The sequence below is a fragment of the Vibrio thalassae genome (genome assembly GCF_900089835.1).
Classification (GTDB): Bacteria; Pseudomonadota; Gammaproteobacteria; order Enterobacterales; family Vibrionaceae; genus Vibrio; species Vibrio thalassae.
This window is the reverse complement of record NZ_OANU01000009.1, coordinates 131,684-149,400: the sequence shown is the minus strand read 5'-3', so window position 1 is coordinate 149,400 and position 17,717 is coordinate 131,684. Positions and strand designations below refer to the sequence as shown.

General features: G+C 45.0%; 20 protein-coding genes. 2 read left to right on the top strand and 18 right to left on the bottom strand.

All coding sequences use genetic code 11. The features are described from left to right. From VTH8203_RS05745 to fkpA, 9 genes are all read right to left on the bottom strand, one after another. A partial coding sequence (locus VTH8203_RS05745; protein WP_244181149.1) for a GTP-binding protein occupies positions 1-297 on the bottom strand: 297 nt, incomplete at its 3' end. A gap of 125 nt (positions 298-422) precedes the next feature. Beyond that, entirely contained in the window at positions 423-2,519 is a 2,097-nt protein-coding gene (gene fusA, locus VTH8203_RS05740; RefSeq protein WP_096992792.1) for an elongation factor G, read from the bottom strand. Positions 2,520-2,596: 77 nt separating this feature from the next. After that, the gene (gene rpsG / locus VTH8203_RS05735; RefSeq protein ID WP_023402463.1) at positions 2,597-3,067 is read right to left on the bottom strand and encodes a 30S ribosomal protein S7; all 471 of its coding nucleotides are present in this window, start codon (positions 3,065-3,067) and stop codon (positions 2,597-2,599) included. A 97-nt stretch (positions 3,068-3,164) separates the two neighbouring features. Beyond that, positions 3,165-3,539, bottom strand: a complete 375-nt coding sequence (gene rpsL, locus VTH8203_RS05730; protein WP_004399892.1) for a 30S ribosomal protein S12 — start codon at positions 3,537-3,539, stop codon at positions 3,165-3,167. A 175-nt stretch (positions 3,540-3,714) separates the two neighbouring features. Next, positions 3,715-3,978 (bottom strand): sulfurtransferase complex subunit TusB, encoded by a 264-nt coding sequence (gene tusB, locus VTH8203_RS05725; RefSeq protein ID WP_096992791.1) that lies wholly within the window; start codon positions 3,976-3,978, stop codon positions 3,715-3,717. 7 nt (positions 3,979-3,985) lie between these two features. Then, complete coding sequence (gene tusC, locus VTH8203_RS05720; RefSeq protein WP_096992790.1) at positions 3,986-4,342, bottom strand: sulfurtransferase complex subunit TusC; 357 nt, start codon at positions 4,340-4,342, stop codon at positions 3,986-3,988. Beyond that, a complete protein-coding gene (gene tusD / locus VTH8203_RS05715; protein WP_096992789.1) occupies positions 4,339-4,734 on the bottom strand; it encodes a sulfurtransferase complex subunit TusD in 396 nt (131 codons plus the stop codon). The genes tusC and tusD overlap by 4 nt, the downstream gene beginning before the upstream one ends. Before the next feature lies 1 nt (position 4,735). Next, a complete protein-coding gene (locus tag VTH8203_RS05710; protein WP_051647237.1) occupies positions 4,736-5,410 on the bottom strand; it encodes a helix-turn-helix transcriptional regulator in 675 nt (224 codons plus the stop codon). 222 nt (positions 5,411-5,632) lie between these two features. After that, positions 5,633-6,418, bottom strand: a complete 786-nt coding sequence (fkpA, locus tag VTH8203_RS05705) for an FKBP-type peptidyl-prolyl cis-trans isomerase (protein ID WP_096992788.1) — start codon at positions 6,416-6,418, stop codon at positions 5,633-5,635. 160 nt (positions 6,419-6,578) lie between these two features. Here fkpA and VTH8203_RS05700 point away from each other — a divergent pair, with 160 nt between their 5' ends. Together VTH8203_RS05700 and VTH8203_RS05695 are read left to right on the top strand one after the other, a co-directional pair. Beyond that, a complete protein-coding gene (locus VTH8203_RS05700) occupies positions 6,579-7,559 on the top strand; it encodes a WD40 repeat domain-containing protein (protein WP_096992800.1) in 981 nt (326 codons plus the stop codon). Between the two features lie 5 nt (positions 7,560-7,564). Next, the gene (locus tag VTH8203_RS05695; protein ID WP_096992799.1) at positions 7,565-7,792 is read left to right on the top strand and encodes a SlyX family protein; all 228 of its coding nucleotides are present in this window, start codon (positions 7,565-7,567) and stop codon (positions 7,790-7,792) included. A 157-nt stretch (positions 7,793-7,949) separates the two neighbouring features. Here VTH8203_RS05695 and rlmB read toward each other — a convergent pair whose 3' ends face one another. The 9 genes from rlmB to hfq all read right to left on the bottom strand — a co-directional run bounded on the left by rlmB (position 7,950) and on the right by hfq (position 17,677). Further along, positions 7,950-8,687: a 23S rRNA (guanosine(2251)-2'-O)-methyltransferase RlmB gene (rlmB, locus tag VTH8203_RS05690; RefSeq protein ID WP_096992787.1), complete on the bottom strand. Its 738-nt coding sequence runs from the start codon at positions 8,685-8,687 to the stop codon at positions 7,950-7,952. A 16-nt stretch (positions 8,688-8,703) separates the two neighbouring features. After that, on the bottom strand, positions 8,704-11,175 hold the full coding sequence (gene rnr, locus VTH8203_RS05685) for a ribonuclease R (protein ID WP_096992786.1): 2,472 nt from the start codon (positions 11,173-11,175) through the stop codon (positions 8,704-8,706). A gap of 94 nt (positions 11,176-11,269) precedes the next feature. Beyond that, on the bottom strand, positions 11,270-11,926 hold the full coding sequence (motX, locus tag VTH8203_RS05680; RefSeq protein WP_390341069.1) for a flagellar protein MotX: 657 nt from the start codon (positions 11,924-11,926) through the stop codon (positions 11,270-11,272). A gap of 225 nt (positions 11,927-12,151) precedes the next feature. After that, positions 12,152-13,468, bottom strand: coding sequence for an adenylosuccinate synthase (locus VTH8203_RS05675; protein ID WP_096992784.1), 1,317 nt, complete (start codon positions 13,466-13,468; stop codon positions 12,152-12,154). Positions 13,469-13,597: 129 nt separating this feature from the next. Then, positions 13,598-13,789 (bottom strand): DUF2065 domain-containing protein, encoded by a 192-nt coding sequence (locus VTH8203_RS05670; RefSeq protein ID WP_096992783.1) that lies wholly within the window; start codon positions 13,787-13,789, stop codon positions 13,598-13,600. Positions 13,790-13,848: 59 nt separating this feature from the next. After that, positions 13,849-14,829 (bottom strand): protease modulator HflC, encoded by a 981-nt coding sequence (hflC, locus tag VTH8203_RS05665; protein ID WP_096992782.1) that lies wholly within the window; start codon positions 14,827-14,829, stop codon positions 13,849-13,851. Between the two features lie 2 nt (positions 14,830-14,831). Further along, positions 14,832-16,034 carry an FtsH protease activity modulator HflK gene (hflK, locus tag VTH8203_RS05660; protein WP_096992781.1) on the bottom strand — a complete coding sequence of 401 codons (1,203 nt, stop codon included), beginning with the start codon at positions 16,032-16,034 and terminating at the stop codon, positions 14,832-14,834. A 45-nt stretch (positions 16,035-16,079) separates the two neighbouring features. Then, entirely contained in the window at positions 16,080-17,369 is a 1,290-nt protein-coding gene (gene hflX / locus VTH8203_RS05655; RefSeq protein WP_096992780.1) for a ribosome rescue GTPase HflX, read from the bottom strand. 44 nt (positions 17,370-17,413) lie between these two features. Further along, positions 17,414-17,677 carry an RNA chaperone Hfq gene (gene hfq / locus VTH8203_RS05650; RefSeq protein ID WP_006075248.1) on the bottom strand — a complete coding sequence of 88 codons (264 nt, stop codon included), beginning with the start codon at positions 17,675-17,677 and terminating at the stop codon, positions 17,414-17,416. Between the last annotated feature and the right edge of the window lie 40 nt (positions 17,678-17,717).

Genomic DNA, 17,717 nt, shown 5'->3' with positions numbered 1-17,717 from the left:
CATTTGCGCAGCACCAGTGATCATGTTTTTAACATAGTCAGCGTGTCCTGGGCAGTCTACGTGTGCGTAGTGGCGGCTTGGAGTATCGTACTCAACGTGAGAAGTTGCGATTGTGATACCGCGCTCACGCTCTTCTGGAGCGTTATCGATAGATGCGAAGTCACGAGCAGAACCGCCGTAAACTTTAGCAAGTGTTGTACAGATAGCTGCAGTTAGAGTAGTTTTACCGTGGTCAACGTGGCCGATAGTACCAACGTTAACGTGCGGTTTAGTACGTTCAAATTTTTCTTTAGACACGATCGTGTTCCTTCCTAGTTATGATTCGCCCCGAGAACAAAATTTATGTCGGGGCGCGCCAGAATTTGCTATTTTATGCGTCAATTTTACTCAACGCAACAGATTCATTACTAAACAATAGCTGATTAGCTGCGCTGTGCAATGATCGCATCCGCCACATTCTTCGGAACTTCAGCATATTCACTAAATTCCATCGAGTATGACGCACGACCTTGAGTCGCACTACGCAAGTCAGTTGCGTAACCAAACATCTCAGAGAGTGGTACTTGTGCACGGATGATCTTCAGACCAGCGTGGCCTTCATCCATACCTTCAATCATGCCGCGGCGACGGTTAAGGTCACCAACAACATCACCCATCCAATCTTCTGGAGTGGTTACTTCAACCTTCATCATTGGCTCAAGCAGAACAGGTTGTGCTTCTAGCGCACCTTTTCTGAAAGCCATCGAGCCGGCGATCTTAAACGCCATCTCGCTAGAGTCGACATCATGATATGAGCCATCAAACAGCGTTGCTTTTACATCCAATACAGGATAGCCAGCAAGTACACCGTTGTTCATCTGCTCTTCGATACCTTTCGATACCGAGCTGATGTATTCCTTAGGAACCACACCACCCACGATCTCGTCAACGAACACAAACCCTTCACCCGCTTCAGATGGCTCAAGCTTAAGCCATACGTGACCATATTGACCACGACCACCTGATTGGCGAACAAATTTGCCTTCAACTTCTGTGCTGCCGCGAATCGTTTCACGGTACGCAACTTGAGGTTTACCCACGTTGCAATCAACACTGAATTCACGCTTCATACGGTCAACGATGATGTCTAGGTGAAGCTCACCCATGCCTGAAATTAGCGTTTGGCCAGTTTCATCATCAGTTTCCACACGGAACGACGGGTCTTCTGCTGCTAGTTTACCTAGCGCAATACCCATTTTCTCTTGGTCAGCTTGAGAGCGAGGTTCTACCGCGATCTGAATGACTGGCTCAGGGAATTCCATGCGCTCTAGAATCACTTTGTGGTTCTGATCGCATAGTGTGTCACCTGTGGTCACGTCTTTCAGACCAATCGCTGCTGCAATGTCACCCGCACGAACTTCTTTGATTTCTTCGCGCTTATTAGAGTGCATTTGAACGATACGGCCAAAACGTTCACGCTTTTGTTTCACTGAGTTATAAACGGCATCACCCGAGTTTACGACACCTGAATAAACGCGCATAAACGCAAGGGTGCCTACAAACGGGTCAGTTGCAATCTTAAATGCAAGTGCAGCAAATGGTTCGTTGTCGTCAGCGTGACGCTCTACTTCGTTCTCTTCTTCGTCGATACCTTTAATCGCAGGTACGTCTACTGGAGAAGGAAGGTATTCGATAACCGCGTCTAATACCGCTTGCACACCTTTGTTCTTAAATGCGCTACCACATGTTGCGAGCACAATTTCATTATTTAGTGTACGAGCACGTAGACCCGCCTTGATTTCAGCTTCCGTTAGTTCGCCTTCTTCAAGGTATTTATCCATCAACTCTTCGCTTGCTTCTGCAGCGGCTTCAACCATGTTGTTACGCCACTCTTCAGCTTCATCTTGCAGTTCTGCTGGAATGTCTTCATAAGTGAAGGTCATGCCTTGATCGGCATCGTTCCAGTTGATTGCTTTCATCTTGATAAGGTCGATGACACCTTTGAACTCATCTTCTGCACCAATATTTAATTGGATAGGAACTGGGTTCGCACCAAGACGATTTTTAATTTGATCCACAACGCGTAGGAAGTCTGCGCCTGCACGGTCCATCTTATTCACAAATACCATACGTGGAACGTGATATTTATCAGCTTGACGCCATACAGTTTCAGACTGAGGTTCAACACCTGATGAGCCACAGAATACAACCACTGCACCATCAAGCACACGCAAAGAACGCTCTACTTCGATAGTAAAGTCAACGTGTCCAGGGGTATCAATGATGTTTACGCGATGATCTTGGAATTGTGCTTCCATACCACGCCAGAAGGTAGTAGTCGCAGCAGATGTGATAGTGATACCACGCTCTTGCTCCTGCTCCATCCAGTCCATGGTTGCTGCACCATCGTGAACTTCGCCGATTTTGTGAGAAAGGCCAGTGTAGAACAGAATACGCTCACTTGTGGTTGTTTTACCTGCATCTACGTGAGCAACGATACCGATATTACGATAGCGCTCAATAGGAGTTTTACGAGCCACGATTGTATCCTCTTACTAAGGTTAACCTTAGAGTATAGAAAAGTGCTGCGAGAGAACCTCGCAGCACTGAAAAGGTATTACCAGCGGTAATGAGCAAACGCTTTGTTCGCGTCAGCCATGCGGTGAACGTCTTCACGTTTCTTAACCGCAGTACCTTTGTTCTCAGACGCGTCTAGCATTTCAGCAGCTAGGCGTTGAGCCATAGATTTTTCACCACGCTTACGCGCAGCTTCAACCAACCAACGCATAGCAAGTGCGTTACGGCGAACCGGACGAACTTCTACAGGTACTTGGTAAGTTGAACCACCTACACGGCGAGATTTAACTTCTACCGCTGGGCGAACATTTTCAAGAGCTTCTTCAAATACAGCTAAGTGGTCTTTACCAGACTTCTCAGCCATAACTTCTAGTGCAGTGTAAACGATTTTCTCTGCAGTAGATTTCTTTCCGTCAACCATAAGGATGTTAACGAACTTTGCCAGCAATTCAGATTTGAATTTAGGATCTGGAAGGATCTTACGCTGACCAATTACGCGACGACGTGGCATGGATATTCTCCGTTGTCTTCTTCAGGTTATCCAAAACTTTTCAGTTTCTTCAAAAATTAAAAATAATTTAGTGTTTGGCCTTACTTAACGGAATCCATTAAGACTTAGGACGCTTCACACCGTACTTAGAACGACCTTGTTTACGGTCATTTACGCCAGCACAGTCTAGTGCGCCGCGAACAGTGTGGTAACGTACACCCGGAAGGTCTTTAACACGACCACCACGGATTAGAACAACACTGTGCTCTTGAAGGTTGTGACCTTCACCGCCGATGTACGAAGTCACTTCGAAGCCGTTCGTTAGACGAACACGACATACTTTACGAAGTGCTGAGTTAGGTTTTTTAGGTGTAGTAGTGTAAACACGAGTACATACACCACGTTTTTGTGGGCACGCTTCTAGTGCAGGCACGTTGCTTTTAACAACTTGCTTTGCACGAGGCTTACGTACCAACTGGTTAATAGTTGCCATTAACTAGCTCCTGATTTACTTGAAAGTAAGCTTTGTGAAAAATCTAGCCCTAATCACCAATGGCAATTAGGGACGCAAAATTCTATGCAGCAGTGGGATGTGTGTCAAGAAATATACAGATCTTTTTTAGATTAACTGCTGGGATTTACGATTTCCAACAAGCGATATGAAATGACTATTCCCAAGTTGTACTACTAACATGTTGTTCAGTAAGTTCGACAAAACCATTAAAATCCACAACTTGAATTAAATCTGACGCGAAAGACATTAACCCTCTTGCCGCTAGATCTGGTTGCAATACGAAACACGCCGAAGGCAAGGTTACGTTTTTGTCAGTGACTAAATAACATGCACTTTCAACCAAAATCAATTGGTCATCTTGTGATAAATAGCTTAGCGCTTGTTGGTAGCCTGTTTCTGTTTTGATGATGTGCAGCATAAAAGACCTAGAACGTTAATACCTTATGACAAAGACTCAGCTGCTTGGCAATATCAGCCGCGTCAACTACGTGGCCGCTAATGACTAACTGTTCTGAATCTAACTGATAGTACTGCACACTTTGTTCACAGATAAAGACATCTTCAATGTCGTACAGTTCCATCAATTTAAACGCACTAATGTAATCACGACAGAGTACGTCTGCACTGTGTTGGTGCTGTCTGAGTTGATTAACGCCAGGACCAACGAAGAACACCTTAATGTCTTCAGTAAACGCAGATGTCGCAAGGAGTGCGTCGAGCCCTTCACGTCCTTTGGCAGAGGTATGTGGTAACGAGTTGAATACAAAAGCTACTGTTGTCAAAACTGTACCACCCTCTCTTGCGTTAACATTGCGCTAGCGAGACTGCCTAATCCAGCGAGTTCAAAACCTTGCGCTAAGTTATCAACATCACGATCATGCTGTGTGGCTTCATCAAAACCCAGTACCCCGCGTCGCAATGAAGCAGCAACGCAAGTCTCTAAGCGTACACCATACTCCTTTGCCAAGTTCTGCCATTCGGCCGTCAGATCTAGCTCGTCGTTAGCAGGTACCACAAGACGCGACGAATTGTGGATTCCATCCTGATAAAAAAACACACTCACCAACTTATGACCTTTAGCGATAAGGGCTTTAGCAAAAAGCAACGCATTACGTGCAGACTGAGTCCCATAAACCGAGCCATTGACCACTAATGTATAGGTTAGCGCCGACACGTTACTCGTCCTCAGTTTTACGCTGACGAATATAAAGATAAACGGTGTGTTTAGAGATATTTAGACGATCCGCGACACGGTTAATTGCATCTTTAATATCGAAAATTCCCTTGTCGTAAAGCTCCATAACGATCTGGCGATTCTTGGTATTGTTCGACACTGACTTATCCGCGTTGATGTCTTCGATGGTACGCTCTACGGTTTGGTCAACCAATTCTTCAACATCGCTGGCAAAATTCACCGAAGAAGCGGCATCTTTCGCATCTTGAGTGGGCATAAAAGACTGTAGAATTTGCGAGAATGGTGCATCTAGGTTTACGTTGATGCACAACAGACCAATAACTCGATTATCACCATTACGAATCGCAATGGTAATCGACTTCATCAGCACCCCACCCTTCGCACGAGTGAAATATGAGCGAGAGAAGTTACGCTCTGAACCTTCGATGTCTTTAAGCATCTTAAGAGCAAGGTCGGTAATCGGAGAGCCCACTTGGCGCCCGGTGTTCTCACCGTTAGCAATTTTTACCGCAGAAGTATTTAGCGACTCTAACGAATGCAAAACGATTTCACAAAAGGGGCCAATTAAACTTGCCAGACCATCGACCACGGCCTCATAAGACTTAAGGATGATTTTGTCATGCTCGCTAAATGGCGCCACATCGACTGACTCCATTTCAAGCAGCTCATCGGGATTGGTAATTTCCGTCACTGTACTTTGACCCTAGAGATAACTTAAAAAAATTAACGTAAGTTTATCAGAAAATTTGAAGCTGACCTCTAAGTATGTATCTAACAAGTGATTTAGGGCAAAAAAAGTGCCGTTATTTAGCGACTATCGTTTATTGTAAGCCCAAAAAAGGCCCACCGAAGTGGGCCTTTATCATCTAATCTATGATTATTGAGTCGCTTGCGCGTCATCGCCATCGATTTTTAACAACTCAACTTCAAACACTAATGTTGAGTTTGCAGGAATCGTTGGTGTGTCTTGCTCACCGTAAGCAAGCTCTGGTGGAATGACGAACTTATACTTAGAACCCACTTTCATTAGTTGAACACCTTCAGTCCAACCAGGGATAACTCGGTTAAGAGGGAACGTTGCTGGTTGACCACGATCGTATGAGCTATCAAATTGAGTGCCGTCAATCAAAGTACCTTTATAGTGCACTTCTACTGTGTCAGTCTCTTTTGGTTGCTCACCAGTGCCCTCAGTTTCAACTTGGTATAGTAGGCCAGAGTCTGTCTTTTTCACACCATCTTGCTTCTCGAAGTCAGCGCGGAAATCGTCACCTGCTTTCTTAGTCGCAGCTGCTTTTTCTTGCGATTGTTTCTGCATCGTTTCAGCTACACGTTTATCCAGGCCTTCTAATGCTGCGCGAACTTCATCTTCCGTCAGCTCAGCTTTACCCGCAAATGCTTGTTCAATACCTTTAAGAACCAGTTCTTTCTTCAGTTCAATACCAAATTCAGCGGGTTTTTCAATGCTCGTACTTAGGTAGTTAGCGAAAGAAACACCGATTGCGTAAGCTGCTTTATCATCTTCTGTCTTAAAGTGAACCGCTTTGCCCGTCTCCGCTTGAACTTGCTCTTGCGCAGCTGGCTCTACTTTTGGTTCTTCTTTTTGACAACCGACTGCCAACATTACTGTCGCAGCAAGTAGCGACACTTTAAATAGTGATTTCATTTAATTCTCCGATTATGGAATTCAACGCCTACTCGTAGCTATTCAACTTGTCTTTCAGCGCAGCATGCGTAACTATTTCAATCTAGTAACTATTTCTTCATAGCTCAAGCTTTAAATATACTAGCTTAAACTCAAGACTCAACGTGGAATAACGCTAATGATGCGAATAATATCTCATTCTGTGCTGTGGTTAATTGTCATCAGCCTGTTAAATGGCTGCTTTTTCTCCGATAATTCACAGCGACAATGGGACTTAGCGCTAGAGGGAACCAGTGCCATTGCGTTAAGCCGCGATGCAAGGTTCGCTTTGCTTTACTCCAAGCAACAGCACCTTCAACTTTGGGATCTCAACCAAAACAAGCTATTGGCTCGCTTAGGTATTCAAGACCCTGAACAGAATATTATTTCCCTCATTCGTTTTAGCGATAATGGACGCTTTGCTATCACCGCGACACAAACCAACTTTGCCATCTGGGATTTAGCCTGGTCTCAATCTAGCGGACTTTGGTCTATCTCAGACGGCCTCATACAAGACATCGCTTTGGGCAATAATGGCGATGAAGTACTTGTTGGCCTTAGTAATGGTAAAGCCATCTTCATCGATTTAGTCACTGGAAGGCGCCTAGAGTTCCTCGCTCACGTAGAAAAAGTAAATTCTGTTTCACTTTCTCCCAATGGAAAATATGCGCTATCAGGGGGCAACGACCATAACGCCTACTTCTGGAGCACTGAATCAGGGCAAATATTGCAACAATTTGCACATGAGCAACGAGTTGTTACGGTAGAACTGCAACGAGATGGTTTGTTCGCCCTCACTTCAGATAGCGGGAACAATGCCATTATCTGGAATTTGAAAACAGGCAAAGAGGTCAGTCAGCTTAATAGCTGGACTCGACAACTTATCTTCTCTTCTGCGCGCTTTTCGAATGATGGCAGTCGTTTAGTCACCGGTTCTCCATCTTCTAGAATGATTGTCTGGGACACATATACAGGTAAACGACTAGGAGGCTTCGAAGTGGAAATGTTAAAAGATATTCGCCCCCCCAGAGGAGTAGTGTATGATGCCGCTTTTGACAGCAACCAACGCGTCCTCTCAGCCTCGTCTGCCGGTGTGGTGCAAGCTTGGGATTTGAGTAAGTAGTGATTATGAGTAATAAAGAAATTTTGGCTCTCGAAGAGAGAATTAATGATATGGAATGTAAAATGGCTTTCCAAGAGCAGACCATTGATGAGCTCAATGACGCCTTAACTCAACAGCAGTTACTGATCAGTAAAATGCAGGATCAAATGAAGTATGTTGTGGGTAAAGTGAAGAATATGGATACATCAAACTTAGCCGATCCATCGGAAGAGACACCTCCTCCTCACTATTGATATTTCAATAGCCAATATCTTTCATTTTTGCCGTCTTGGCTGATTTGTTGTCCCCCCTGCACAGACAGAGATCTACTTAGCGCTCTCACTAAGCCTTAAGTAGGGCCCTGCCTGATTAGGCACACAGCCAGAGGAGTGACATCTTCGAGTTCAGGGTCTAGAGCGCTCGTTGACGAACCGCTTCAAATAAACAAATGCCCGAAGCTACCGAGACGTTCAAACTCGATACCGACCCCGCCATTGGAATCTTAATCAGATCATCACACGTCTCACGCGTTAAACGACGCATACCGTCGCCTTCAGCCCCCATGACAATCGCCAAAGGACCATCAAGTTTTGCTTGATAAATGTCGTGAGTGGCTTCCCCTGCGGTACCCGCAATCCAGATTCCCTGCTCTTGCAGTACACGCATGGTACGGGCTAAGTTGGTCACACGAACCAAAGGAACCGTCTCTGCCGCACCACAAGCCACTTTACTGACTGTAGCGGTTAATGGTGCAGAGCGATCTTTCGGGACGATAACAGCAGCAACCCCAGCAGCATCAGCATTACGTAAACACGCCCCCAAATTATGAGGATCGGTCACACCATCAAGAATCAGCAATAATGGCTGAGTATGCTGGCTAAGAATCCCGTCCAGATCATTCTCATTTAGCTGCTTCGCTGGTTTTACTTTTGCAATGATTCCCTGATGATTGGCACCATGTGCTTTATCATCAAGTGTCTTGCGGTTCATCTGCTGAATCGACACACCAATTTGGTTCAACTGATTTAATACCGGCATCAAGCGTTCATCTTGACGCCCTTTTAAGACGTACGCTTCAATGAAACGTACCGGATCTCTTTCCAAAACAGCTTTCACCGCGTGAATGCCGTAGATAAATTCGTTACTCATGGTTTAACCTTGGACTCTATTTTTTCTTCGCTCGACCCGCTTTACTGCGAGCTTTGTTTTTACGAGCTTTTTCGGCTTTAGACTTTTTGCGCTTATGCGGCAATACATCTTCTTGTCCGTCAGGCCTTTTCGTTGCTTCAACAAGGGGCTTAGCTTTAGTGCCTCGCTTCCCTCTCACTTCCGCGACACGCTGTTTTGCTTTTGCTTTTTTCTTCTCAGCTTCAGCAACACGTTTTTTAGCCGTTTTTCCTTTGCCGCGTAGCTTACGACTTGTTTCCTCTAATTCAAAGTCTATTTTCTTCTCGTCGAGGTTAACGGCCAGTACTTTCACTTTTACCGCATCGCCTAGTCGGTAGATCGCGCCAAAGCTCTCACCAATAAGTCTTTGTCCTATTGGGTCAAACTGATAGTAATCGTTAGCCAAAGAAGATATATGCACCAAGCCGTCAATGTGCAATTCCGTTAGACGTACAAAGAACCCAAAGCCAGTGACATTTGCGATGACACCATCGAGCACTTCGCCAACATGATCTTGCATGTACTCACATTTGAGCCAATCAGCTACATCACGAGTCGCATCATCTGCTCGGCGCTCTGTCATCGAACATTGCTCACCATAAAAATCCATATCATCAAAGGAATAATGGTAACCACCTGTTGGTGTCCATCGATCGGTGTTGCGACCTTCTTGTTTAGCAATGAGGTACTTGATTGCTCTATGTAGCAACAAGTCAGGATAACGGCGAATCGGAGAGGTAAAATGCGCATAGCGTTTCAACGCTAAACCAAAGTGACCTGCATTATCGGCGTTATAGACAGCTTGCTTCATTGAACGAAGCAGCATGGTTTGAATCAGTTCTTTATCTTGACGCTGTTGGATTTTGCGAACCAACTCAGCATAGTCCGTTGGCGATGGGTCTAAACCGCCGGACAATTCCAAACCTAATTCTCCCAAGAAATCTCTAAAGCCTTGTAGCCTTTCTTCTCCTGGAGTTTCATGGATACGATACAGCGCTGGCTCTTTCGCTTTTTCTACCAAAGAAGCTGAGGCAATATTGGCTAAAATCATGCATTCTTCGATGATCTTATGAGCGTCGTTTCGAATAACAGGTTCAATACGATCGATCTTGCGCTCTGCATTGAAGATAAATTTAGTTTCTACCGTTTCAAACTCTATCGCACCACGGTAGTCACGCGCCTCTTTCAACACTTGATACATGTTGTGCAGTTCATGTAAATGCGGCACTAACTCACTGTAGCGTTCACGTAATTCCTCGTTCCCTTCCAAAATGTCGTTCACCTTGTTGTAGGTAAGGCGAGCATGTGAGTTCATCACTGCTTCATAATGTTTATAACCTGACAGTTTACCTGTTTCCGATACCGTCATTTCACAAACCATACATAGTCGATCGACCTGAGGATTCAGTGAACACAAACCATTCGATAGTACCTCTGGCAGCATAGGTACTACTTGAGATGGGAAATAGACCGAGTTACCACGTACGATGGCCTCTTTATCTAGCGGGGAATCTGGTCGAACATAATAGCTGACATCAGCAATCGCCACCCATAGACGCCAGCCGCCACTTTTCTTACGCTCACAATAGACAGCATCATCGAAATCTCGAGCATCTTCACCATCAATCGTTACGAGTGGCAATTCACGTAAATCTACACGACCTTTTTTGGCTTCCTCAGGAACGAACTCCCCAAATTGCTGCACTTGTTTTTCAACTTCAGCGGGCCATTCGTGAGGGATTTGATGAGTACGAATGGCAATTTGCGTTTCCATACCTGGCGCCATATTTTCGCCTAGCACTTCAACGACCTGCCCCATCATTCCACGGGAGCGGCTACCACGATCCGTTACCTCGACAACCACAACATTACCCATTCGAGCTCCACCACGGTGCTCGTTTGGAATCAGAATATCTTGGCTGATTCGAGAGTCATCAGCGACAACATAAGCGTAGCCATATTCTAGGAAAAATCGACCGACTATTTGTGTCTTACGCTCTTCCAATACACGGACTAGTCGTCCTTCCTTTCGACCACGTTTATCGGTGCCAGATGGCTGTACTAATACAAAATCACCATGCAGCAACGTTCGCATTTGATGATGTGGAAGCAGGATATCATTATCCTTATTCATGCTTCCCTCAGGTCTCACCCAACCATGCCCATCTTTGTGGCCAATCACATGACCTTTTATCATTTCTAGTTTGTCAGGCAAGGCATAACACTGGCGTCGAGTGAAAACCAATTGACCATCGCGTTCCATAGCTCGCAAACGACGGCGCAGTCCTTCATAGTGCTCTTCACCTTCCAACCCTAATGCTTCAAACAGATCATTCCTGTTCATTGGAACATTAACGCTTTCTAGGAAATCGGTAATGAATTCTCGGCTCGGAATCGGATTGTCGTAGTTTTGAGACTCTCTTTCTGCAAAAGGGTCGTCTACTTTGATATCGCTAGGCTTGTTCGACATAGTCTGACCTATATTTTAGGAGGGATACGTCGATTATAACTGACAGAGCAGATAAGCTACAGAAATGCTTTGAATTTATGCCATTAGGCTATCATTACCAGAATGTGCTGCGGCGCTTTGCTCTCGCGATTATATTTTCAGGCATGCGTTGCTCTAAACCACGCCTTAACATAGAAATGCGTTTATGCTTGCGGCCATCGGGGGTGATGGAGTTATAGAGCCAACGGTAGGCATCTTCGTAATCCAGAGGACTGCCGTAGTCTCGAAGCAATAGTTCTGCTAACTGGATACGCGCATCGATATTGCCCATTGATGCGGCTTCTCTGAAATATGGAATAGCTCGCTCTTTGTCTTGTTGGACAAAGGTGCCACGAGAGTAATAGCGTCCTAGTTGCTCCAACGCTACCGGTAGACCTTGATGGGCTGCATTTTCCATATAGTACAGACCAAGCTCTACATCTTGAGGGACACATACTCCCCAGGCCAGCATATCGCCATAAAGAAATTCATAGGACGGTAAGTTGATGCGCGTAGCGCGCGCCATAATATCTTCAACTAGCTGACAGTTATCTGCTTTAACTCGCGCAAGATGTCGATTTTCTTCAATTAAACCAATCAGTTCATCTTCAGAATAGATAGGAATAGGCGCACCCACCTCTTGGGCATGAAGTGTTTTTACAGAGCCAAGTAGCGCCATGCAAACAAGTGCTGCTAGTTTGTGTCGCTTAATCACTGTGTAACTACTCCTCATAGGCAAGTATCAAAGCCAACCAAAGCTAATGAATGGTTTAACTTTTTTATCGGCAGTTGCCCGCCTCGCTTTAGAGAAAAATTAGTAAAAGTGGCAATATATTGCCACTTTTAGATAGTGGGGGTTCACTGGCGTCAAAACCTTGGCAAAAGATCACATTTGTCTTGTTTCGTTACCAAGACAAAAAAGCCAGCGTAAACGCTGGCTTTGATGACTTTCTATCGATTAAGCTTCGAAAGGCTGAACCTTGATGATCGTTTCGTTACGATCTGGGCCAGTAGAGATGATGTCTACTGGAACACCTGTTAGTTCTTCAATACGTTTGATGTAGTCTAGAGCAGTTTGTGGAAGTTGCTCGATAGACGTTGCACCAAATGTTGTTTCAGACCAACCAGGCATAGTTTCATAAATTGGCGTGGCTTCTTCAAATGCTTCCGCTGCCATTGGAGATACTTCTAGGATAGTGCCATCTTTCATCTTGTAGCCAGTACAGATTTTTAGCTCTTCCAGACCGTCAAGAACGTCTAGCTTAGTTAGACAGAAACCTGAGATAGAGTTAATTTGTACTGCACGACGCATTGCTACAGCATCAAACCAGCCCGTACGACGTAGACGACCTGTTGTTGCACCAAACTCGTGACCGACGTCACCAAGGTGTTTACCAACTGGGTCTTGCTTCTCTTTACCATCGTATAGCTCTGTCGGGAACGGACCTGAACCAACGCGAGTACAGTAAGCTTTAGTAATACCTAGAATGTAACCAATGTGACGAGGACCAAAACCTGAACCAGCTGCAACACCGCCAGCTGTGGTATTTGATGACGTTACATAAGGGTATGTACCGTGGTCGATATCTAGAAGCGTACCTTGAGCACCTTCGAACATGATTTTGTCGCCACGCTTACGCGCTGCATCAAGTTCGTCAGTCACATCGATAACCATTGACGTTAGAAGGTCTGCATAACCCATGCATTGTTCTAGGACTTCATCGTAGCTTACTGTGTCTGCTTTATAGAAGTGCTCTAATTGGAAGTTATGGAACTCCATGACTTCTTTTAGCTTTTCAGCAAAGACTTCTTTATCGAAAAGGTCACCAACGCGTAGGCCGCGACGTGCAACTTTGTCTTCGTATGCTGGACCGATACCACGACCCGTTGTACCAATTGCTTTGTTACCACGAGCAATTTCACGCGCTTGGTCAATAGCAATGTGGTAAGGAAGAATTAGAGGACAAGCTTCAGAAACGAAAAGACGCTCGCGAACTGGAATACCACGTTCTTCTAGAGGCTTCATTTCTTTTAAAAGTGCTTCTGGTGACAGAACAACACCATTACCAATAACACACTTGATGTTATCGCGAAGAATACCTGATGGAATCAAATGAAGAACGGTTTTTTCACCGTTAATGACTAGAGTGTGACCTGCATTGTGACCGCCTTGGTAGCGAACCACGTACTTTGCATCTTCAGTTAAAAGGTCTACGATTTTACCTTTACCTTCGTCACCCCATTGGGTGCCCAGAACGACTACGTTATTACCCATTTTTCCAAATCTGATTGCTAGTTAAAAAAGGATTCTAGCATCGAAATCACAAATTTGCAGTCATTTTTTAAGCATAAAAACCTGCTTTATGTTAAGTGATTGATGCTAACTAATAAAAAACCAATATTATTAATGGTTCAACATCATCACTGTAATGACAGCACCAGCAACAACTAGGCAGCCACCTATTCTTCTTAAGTGTTCATCAGGCTGTTGCGCCAATTGAGAAACCATATTTCGCCATCCTCTTGGTGCAAGTAAAGGCCCAAGACCCTCAACAACCAACACCAAACCTAAAGCGACCCACAGCGATTGTGACATTATTCTTCTCCCAAAAAATAGGGCTCCTTTGAGGAGCCCTATCGCGGTATTGTTGGTAACTATTTAACTGGAGCGCCGTTCATATCATTCATGTAACGGAAGAATTCACTCTTAGGATCGAGAACGAGAATATCGCTCTTATCTGAGAATGACGTCTTGTAAGCCGATAATGAACGTAGGAAGCTAAAGAACTCAGGGTCTTTGCTGTAAGCTGACGAATAAATCGCTGCAGCTTTTGCGTCAGCTCCACCTCGCGTTACACGAGCTGTCTTATCAGCTTCAGCCAATAGTGTTGCCACTTCTAGCTCAGCTTGAGCGCGAATGACTTCAGCTTTCTCACGACCTTGAGAGCGGTGTTTACGCGCGACCGATTCACGCTCTGCACGCATACGGCGATAGATTGACTCACTGATCTCGTCTGGTAAGTTGATTTTCTTAATACGGAAATCAACCACACGAACGCCTAAGTCTTTCATTGCACTTTCACGAGTATCTTTCAACACGTTAACCATGATTTTGTCACGCTCACCATCAATCTCTAGTGCTTGGCGTGCCGCTTCAGTAGTCACTTCTTCACTATCTGCACTGTCAGGCAGTACATCATTGTTACGAGGACCAGAAACAATCTGTTTGATTTCACGTGCACCGATTTCAGAACGTAGTACGTCTGTCACCTTACGCTCTAACAGCGCTTGTGCTGTAAGTGCATTACCGCCACCCGTTGCTAGGTAGTATTGACGGAAATCTTCAATCTTCCACTTCACATACGTGTTAATGATAACGTCTTTTTTCTCGGACGTTACAAAACGGTCACCACGGCCATCCATTGTTTGAATACGCGCATCTAACGTTTTCACACGGTCGAACAGCGGCATCTTAAAATGCAAACCAGGTTCGTAAATACGCGACACTTGGTTGTCATCCGTAAGAACACGACCAAATCGAATTACGATGCCACGCTCACCCTCAGGGATAACAAACATCGACATCAACATCAATGCTAAGGCAACGACTAATACTGGTATCATCAATTTACGCATTATTAGTATCTCCCTTGACGCGTCGAGTTGTTACGAGACGTATTGCTGCTTGAAGAAGTATCGCTAGTCGACGGATCCAACTGAATCTCTTCATAAGCCGAAGTTTCCTTTGGCTTACGAGACTGAGATGCGCCGTCCTGACCTGCTAACTTATCGATAGGCAAGTACAGTAGGTTACCGCTTGACTCGGAATCAATTAGGACCTTAGATGTGTTTGAATATACCTCTTCCATCGTATCTAGATACAAACGGTTGCGAGTAACTTCTGGAGCAGCTTTGTACTCAGGAAGTAGTTTTTCAAACTGAGCAACTTGACCAAGCGCTTCGTTAGTAACACGTTCAGAGTAACCTTGAGCTTCTTTCTTCAAACGCTCAGAACGACCTGTCGCTTTCGGAATAATCTCGTTTTTGTATGCTTCAGCTTCTCGAATGAAACGCTCTTCATCCTCTCGAGCTGCAATCGCATCATCAAAGGCATCTTTAACTTGCTCTGGCGGACGCGCTGATTGGAAGTTGACATCAACGATGGTCAAACCCATATCGTAATTATCAATAATATCGTTCAGCGTTGCTTGAGTGCTTTGACGGATCTGCTGACGACCACTGGTTAGGATACTGTCCATCAGTGAGTCACCGATTACCGCACGCAATGCAGAGTCAGTAGCTTGGCTCAAACTGTCGTCAGCGTTCGTGACAACATAAAGATACTTGTAAGGATCAGAAACGCGGTATTGCACGTCCATCGATACCGAAACTACGTTTTCATCTTTTGTCAGCATAGTTCCTGACGCGCGTAGCGAGCGAATCGCTTGCACGTTAACAGCTTGGTATTCATCGATAAAACGCGGACGCCAGTTCAGACCTGGATCGACGATTCGATCGAATTTACCAAGACGGAGAACGACACCACGCTCACCCTCACTAATGGTATAGAAGCCAGAAAAGAACCAAATAGCTATTGCGATCAATGCAATGACACCAAAGCCTATTGCACTGCCACCACCGCCAATTGATGGGCCACCATTACCACCACGTTTACCAAACTTACCACCGATTTTCTGACTCAGCTTATTAAAGACTTCATCTAAATCAGGCGGCCCTTGATCACGACCACCGGAGTTCCGGTCACCACGATTGTTATTACCCCATGGGTCTTTATCGCGGCCGTTGTTTCCATTGTTATTACCAGGCTCATTCCACGCCATTAGGAAGCTCCATCATTTAGTATGACGTTATACTGTAGCAGTCCTTTAAGTAACTATAAAGTCACTCAAAACTGCCCCTTCTCTTTTTTCAAGTCTAGACCAATCTACTTGTTGCATCCGAATATCAATCAACAAGTTACCTTCTTCATCGTATTCTTCGCCTTGAATACAATTCATTTGGAAAAATGTACTACGAAAACGCCCTTGAAACTGCGGCGGAATTCGCAATTGATACTGAACCATTTGGCTCGCTAAGCGCTCAGTAAGCGCTTCGAACAACAGTTCGATTCCTTGCCCTTCCATGGCAGAAACCCAAACGGCTCTCGGAATACCTTCATCATTACGTTCTACACGTGGACGCTGGCCATCTAGATTATCTATTTTATTCATCACAACAAGAGAAGGCACTTCATGTGCATCTATCTCTTCTAGCACGTCATGAACAGCTTGAATATTCTCACGAAATCGGTCATCACTGGCATCGACAACATGTAACAAAATGTCAGCTTCCTGCGTTTCTTGCAGGGTTGCCTTAAATGCAGCCACTAAATCATGCGGTAAGTGACGGATAAATCCTACTGTATCCGCAAGGATTGCCGGACCGACGTCCGCTAGTTGTATTTTTCTTAAAGTGGGGTCGAGTGTTGCGAATAACTGGTCAGCAGCATACACCCCTGCTTCAGTAATACGGTTAAACAGTGTTGATTTTCCCGCATTGGTATAACCCACTAGGGAGATCGTTGGGATTTCAGCTCTGTTTCTGGCTCGTCTGCCTTGTTCACGCTGCTTTGCGACTTTTTCTAGGCGACGCAAAATCGCTTTAATTCGATCACGCAGAAGTCGACGGTCGGTCTCTAACTGAGTTTCGCCGGGACCACGTAAACCAATACCACCCTTTTGCCTTTCAAGGTGCGTCCAGCCTCGAATTAATCGAGTCGAGATATGGCGGAGCTGTGCAAGCTCGACTTGCAACTTACCTTCATGGGTACGCGCACGCTGAGCAAAAATGTCGAGGATCAGACCTGTGCGATCCAAGACTCGACATTTACACAGACTTTCCAAATTACGCTCTTGGGCAGGAGAAAGTGCATGATTAAAAATCACGATGTCAGCACCCGTCAACTGCACGGTTTGCGCAATTTCTTGAGCTTTACCTTCTCCGACATAGTATTTCGGGTGAGGAGACTGCCGACTTCCCGTTACAACCTGTAACGCATTGACGCCTGCAGAAGATACCAGCATCTCAAATTCATTGAGATCTTCCCACTCACCTTCTTGCGTGAAGTTGATATGAACAAGTACAGCTTGCTCCCCCGATTCATAACGGTCAAACAAGCTATCAACTCCTATTTATTGGTCTTGTTTTATTAAATTCGGTATTAATCGTCAGATTTCTCTTGTTGACGATCACCAGCTGGACGCTCACCACTATGATGACTAACTGCACGAGCTGGAACAACCGTAGAAATCGCATGCTTATAAACCATTTGATTTACGGTATTTTTCAAAAGGATCACAAACTGATCGAAAGACTCAATTTGACCCTGTAGCTTGATCCCGTTTACAAGATAGATGGATACAGGAATACGCTCGCGACGTAGTGCGTTTAAGAATGGGTCTTGAAGAGATTGCCCCTTAGCCATTTTTATTTTCCTTATATTAATATTGTAGTTTTAATTATTT

What these genes read in the sequence shown, in the direction of transcription:
- hflC (WP_096992782.1), bottom strand. Translation starts at nt 14,829, where the DNA reads ATGCGTAAATTGATGATACCAGTATTAGTCGTTGCCTTAGCATTGATG.
- hflK (WP_096992781.1), bottom strand. Translation starts at nt 16,034, where the DNA reads ATGGCGTGGAATGAGCCTGGTAATAACAATGGAAACAACGGCCGCGAT.
- hfq (WP_006075248.1), bottom strand. Translation starts at nt 17,677, where the DNA reads ATGGCTAAGGGGCAATCTCTTCAAGACCCATTCTTAAACGCACTACGT.
- VTH8203_RS05670 (WP_096992783.1), bottom strand. Translation starts at nt 13,789, where the DNA reads ATGTCACAATCGCTGTGGGTCGCTTTAGGTTTGGTGTTGGTTGTTGAG.
- tusB (WP_096992791.1), bottom strand. Translation starts at nt 3,978, where the DNA reads ATGCTGCACATCATCAAAACAGAAACAGGCTACCAACAAGCGCTAAGC.
- rpsG (WP_023402463.1), bottom strand. Translation starts at nt 3,067, where the DNA reads ATGCCACGTCGTCGCGTAATTGGTCAGCGTAAGATCCTTCCAGATCCT.
- fkpA (WP_096992788.1), bottom strand. Translation starts at nt 6,418, where the DNA reads ATGAAATCACTATTTAAAGTGTCGCTACTTGCTGCGACAGTAATGTTG.
- rlmB (WP_096992787.1), bottom strand. Translation starts at nt 8,687, where the DNA reads ATGAGTAACGAATTTATCTACGGCATTCACGCGGTGAAAGCTGTTTTG.
- VTH8203_RS05675 (WP_096992784.1), bottom strand. Translation starts at nt 13,468, where the DNA reads ATGGGTAATAACGTAGTCGTTCTGGGCACCCAATGGGGTGACGAAGGT.
- rpsL (WP_004399892.1), bottom strand. Translation starts at nt 3,539, where the DNA reads ATGGCAACTATTAACCAGTTGGTACGTAAGCCTCGTGCAAAGCAAGTT.
- motX (WP_390341069.1), bottom strand. Translation starts at nt 11,926, where the DNA reads ATGAGGAGTAGTTACACAGTGATTAAGCGACACAAACTAGCAGCACTT.
- VTH8203_RS05700 (WP_096992800.1), top strand. Translation starts at nt 6,579, where the DNA reads ATGCGAATAATATCTCATTCTGTGCTGTGGTTAATTGTCATCAGCCTG.
- rnr (WP_096992786.1), bottom strand. Translation starts at nt 11,175, where the DNA reads ATGTCGAACAAGCCTAGCGATATCAAAGTAGACGACCCTTTTGCAGAA.
- VTH8203_RS05710 (WP_051647237.1), bottom strand. Translation starts at nt 5,410, where the DNA reads ATGGAGTCAGTCGATGTGGCGCCATTTAGCGAGCATGACAAAATCATC.
- VTH8203_RS05695 (WP_096992799.1), top strand. Translation starts at nt 7,565, where the DNA reads ATGAGTAATAAAGAAATTTTGGCTCTCGAAGAGAGAATTAATGATATG.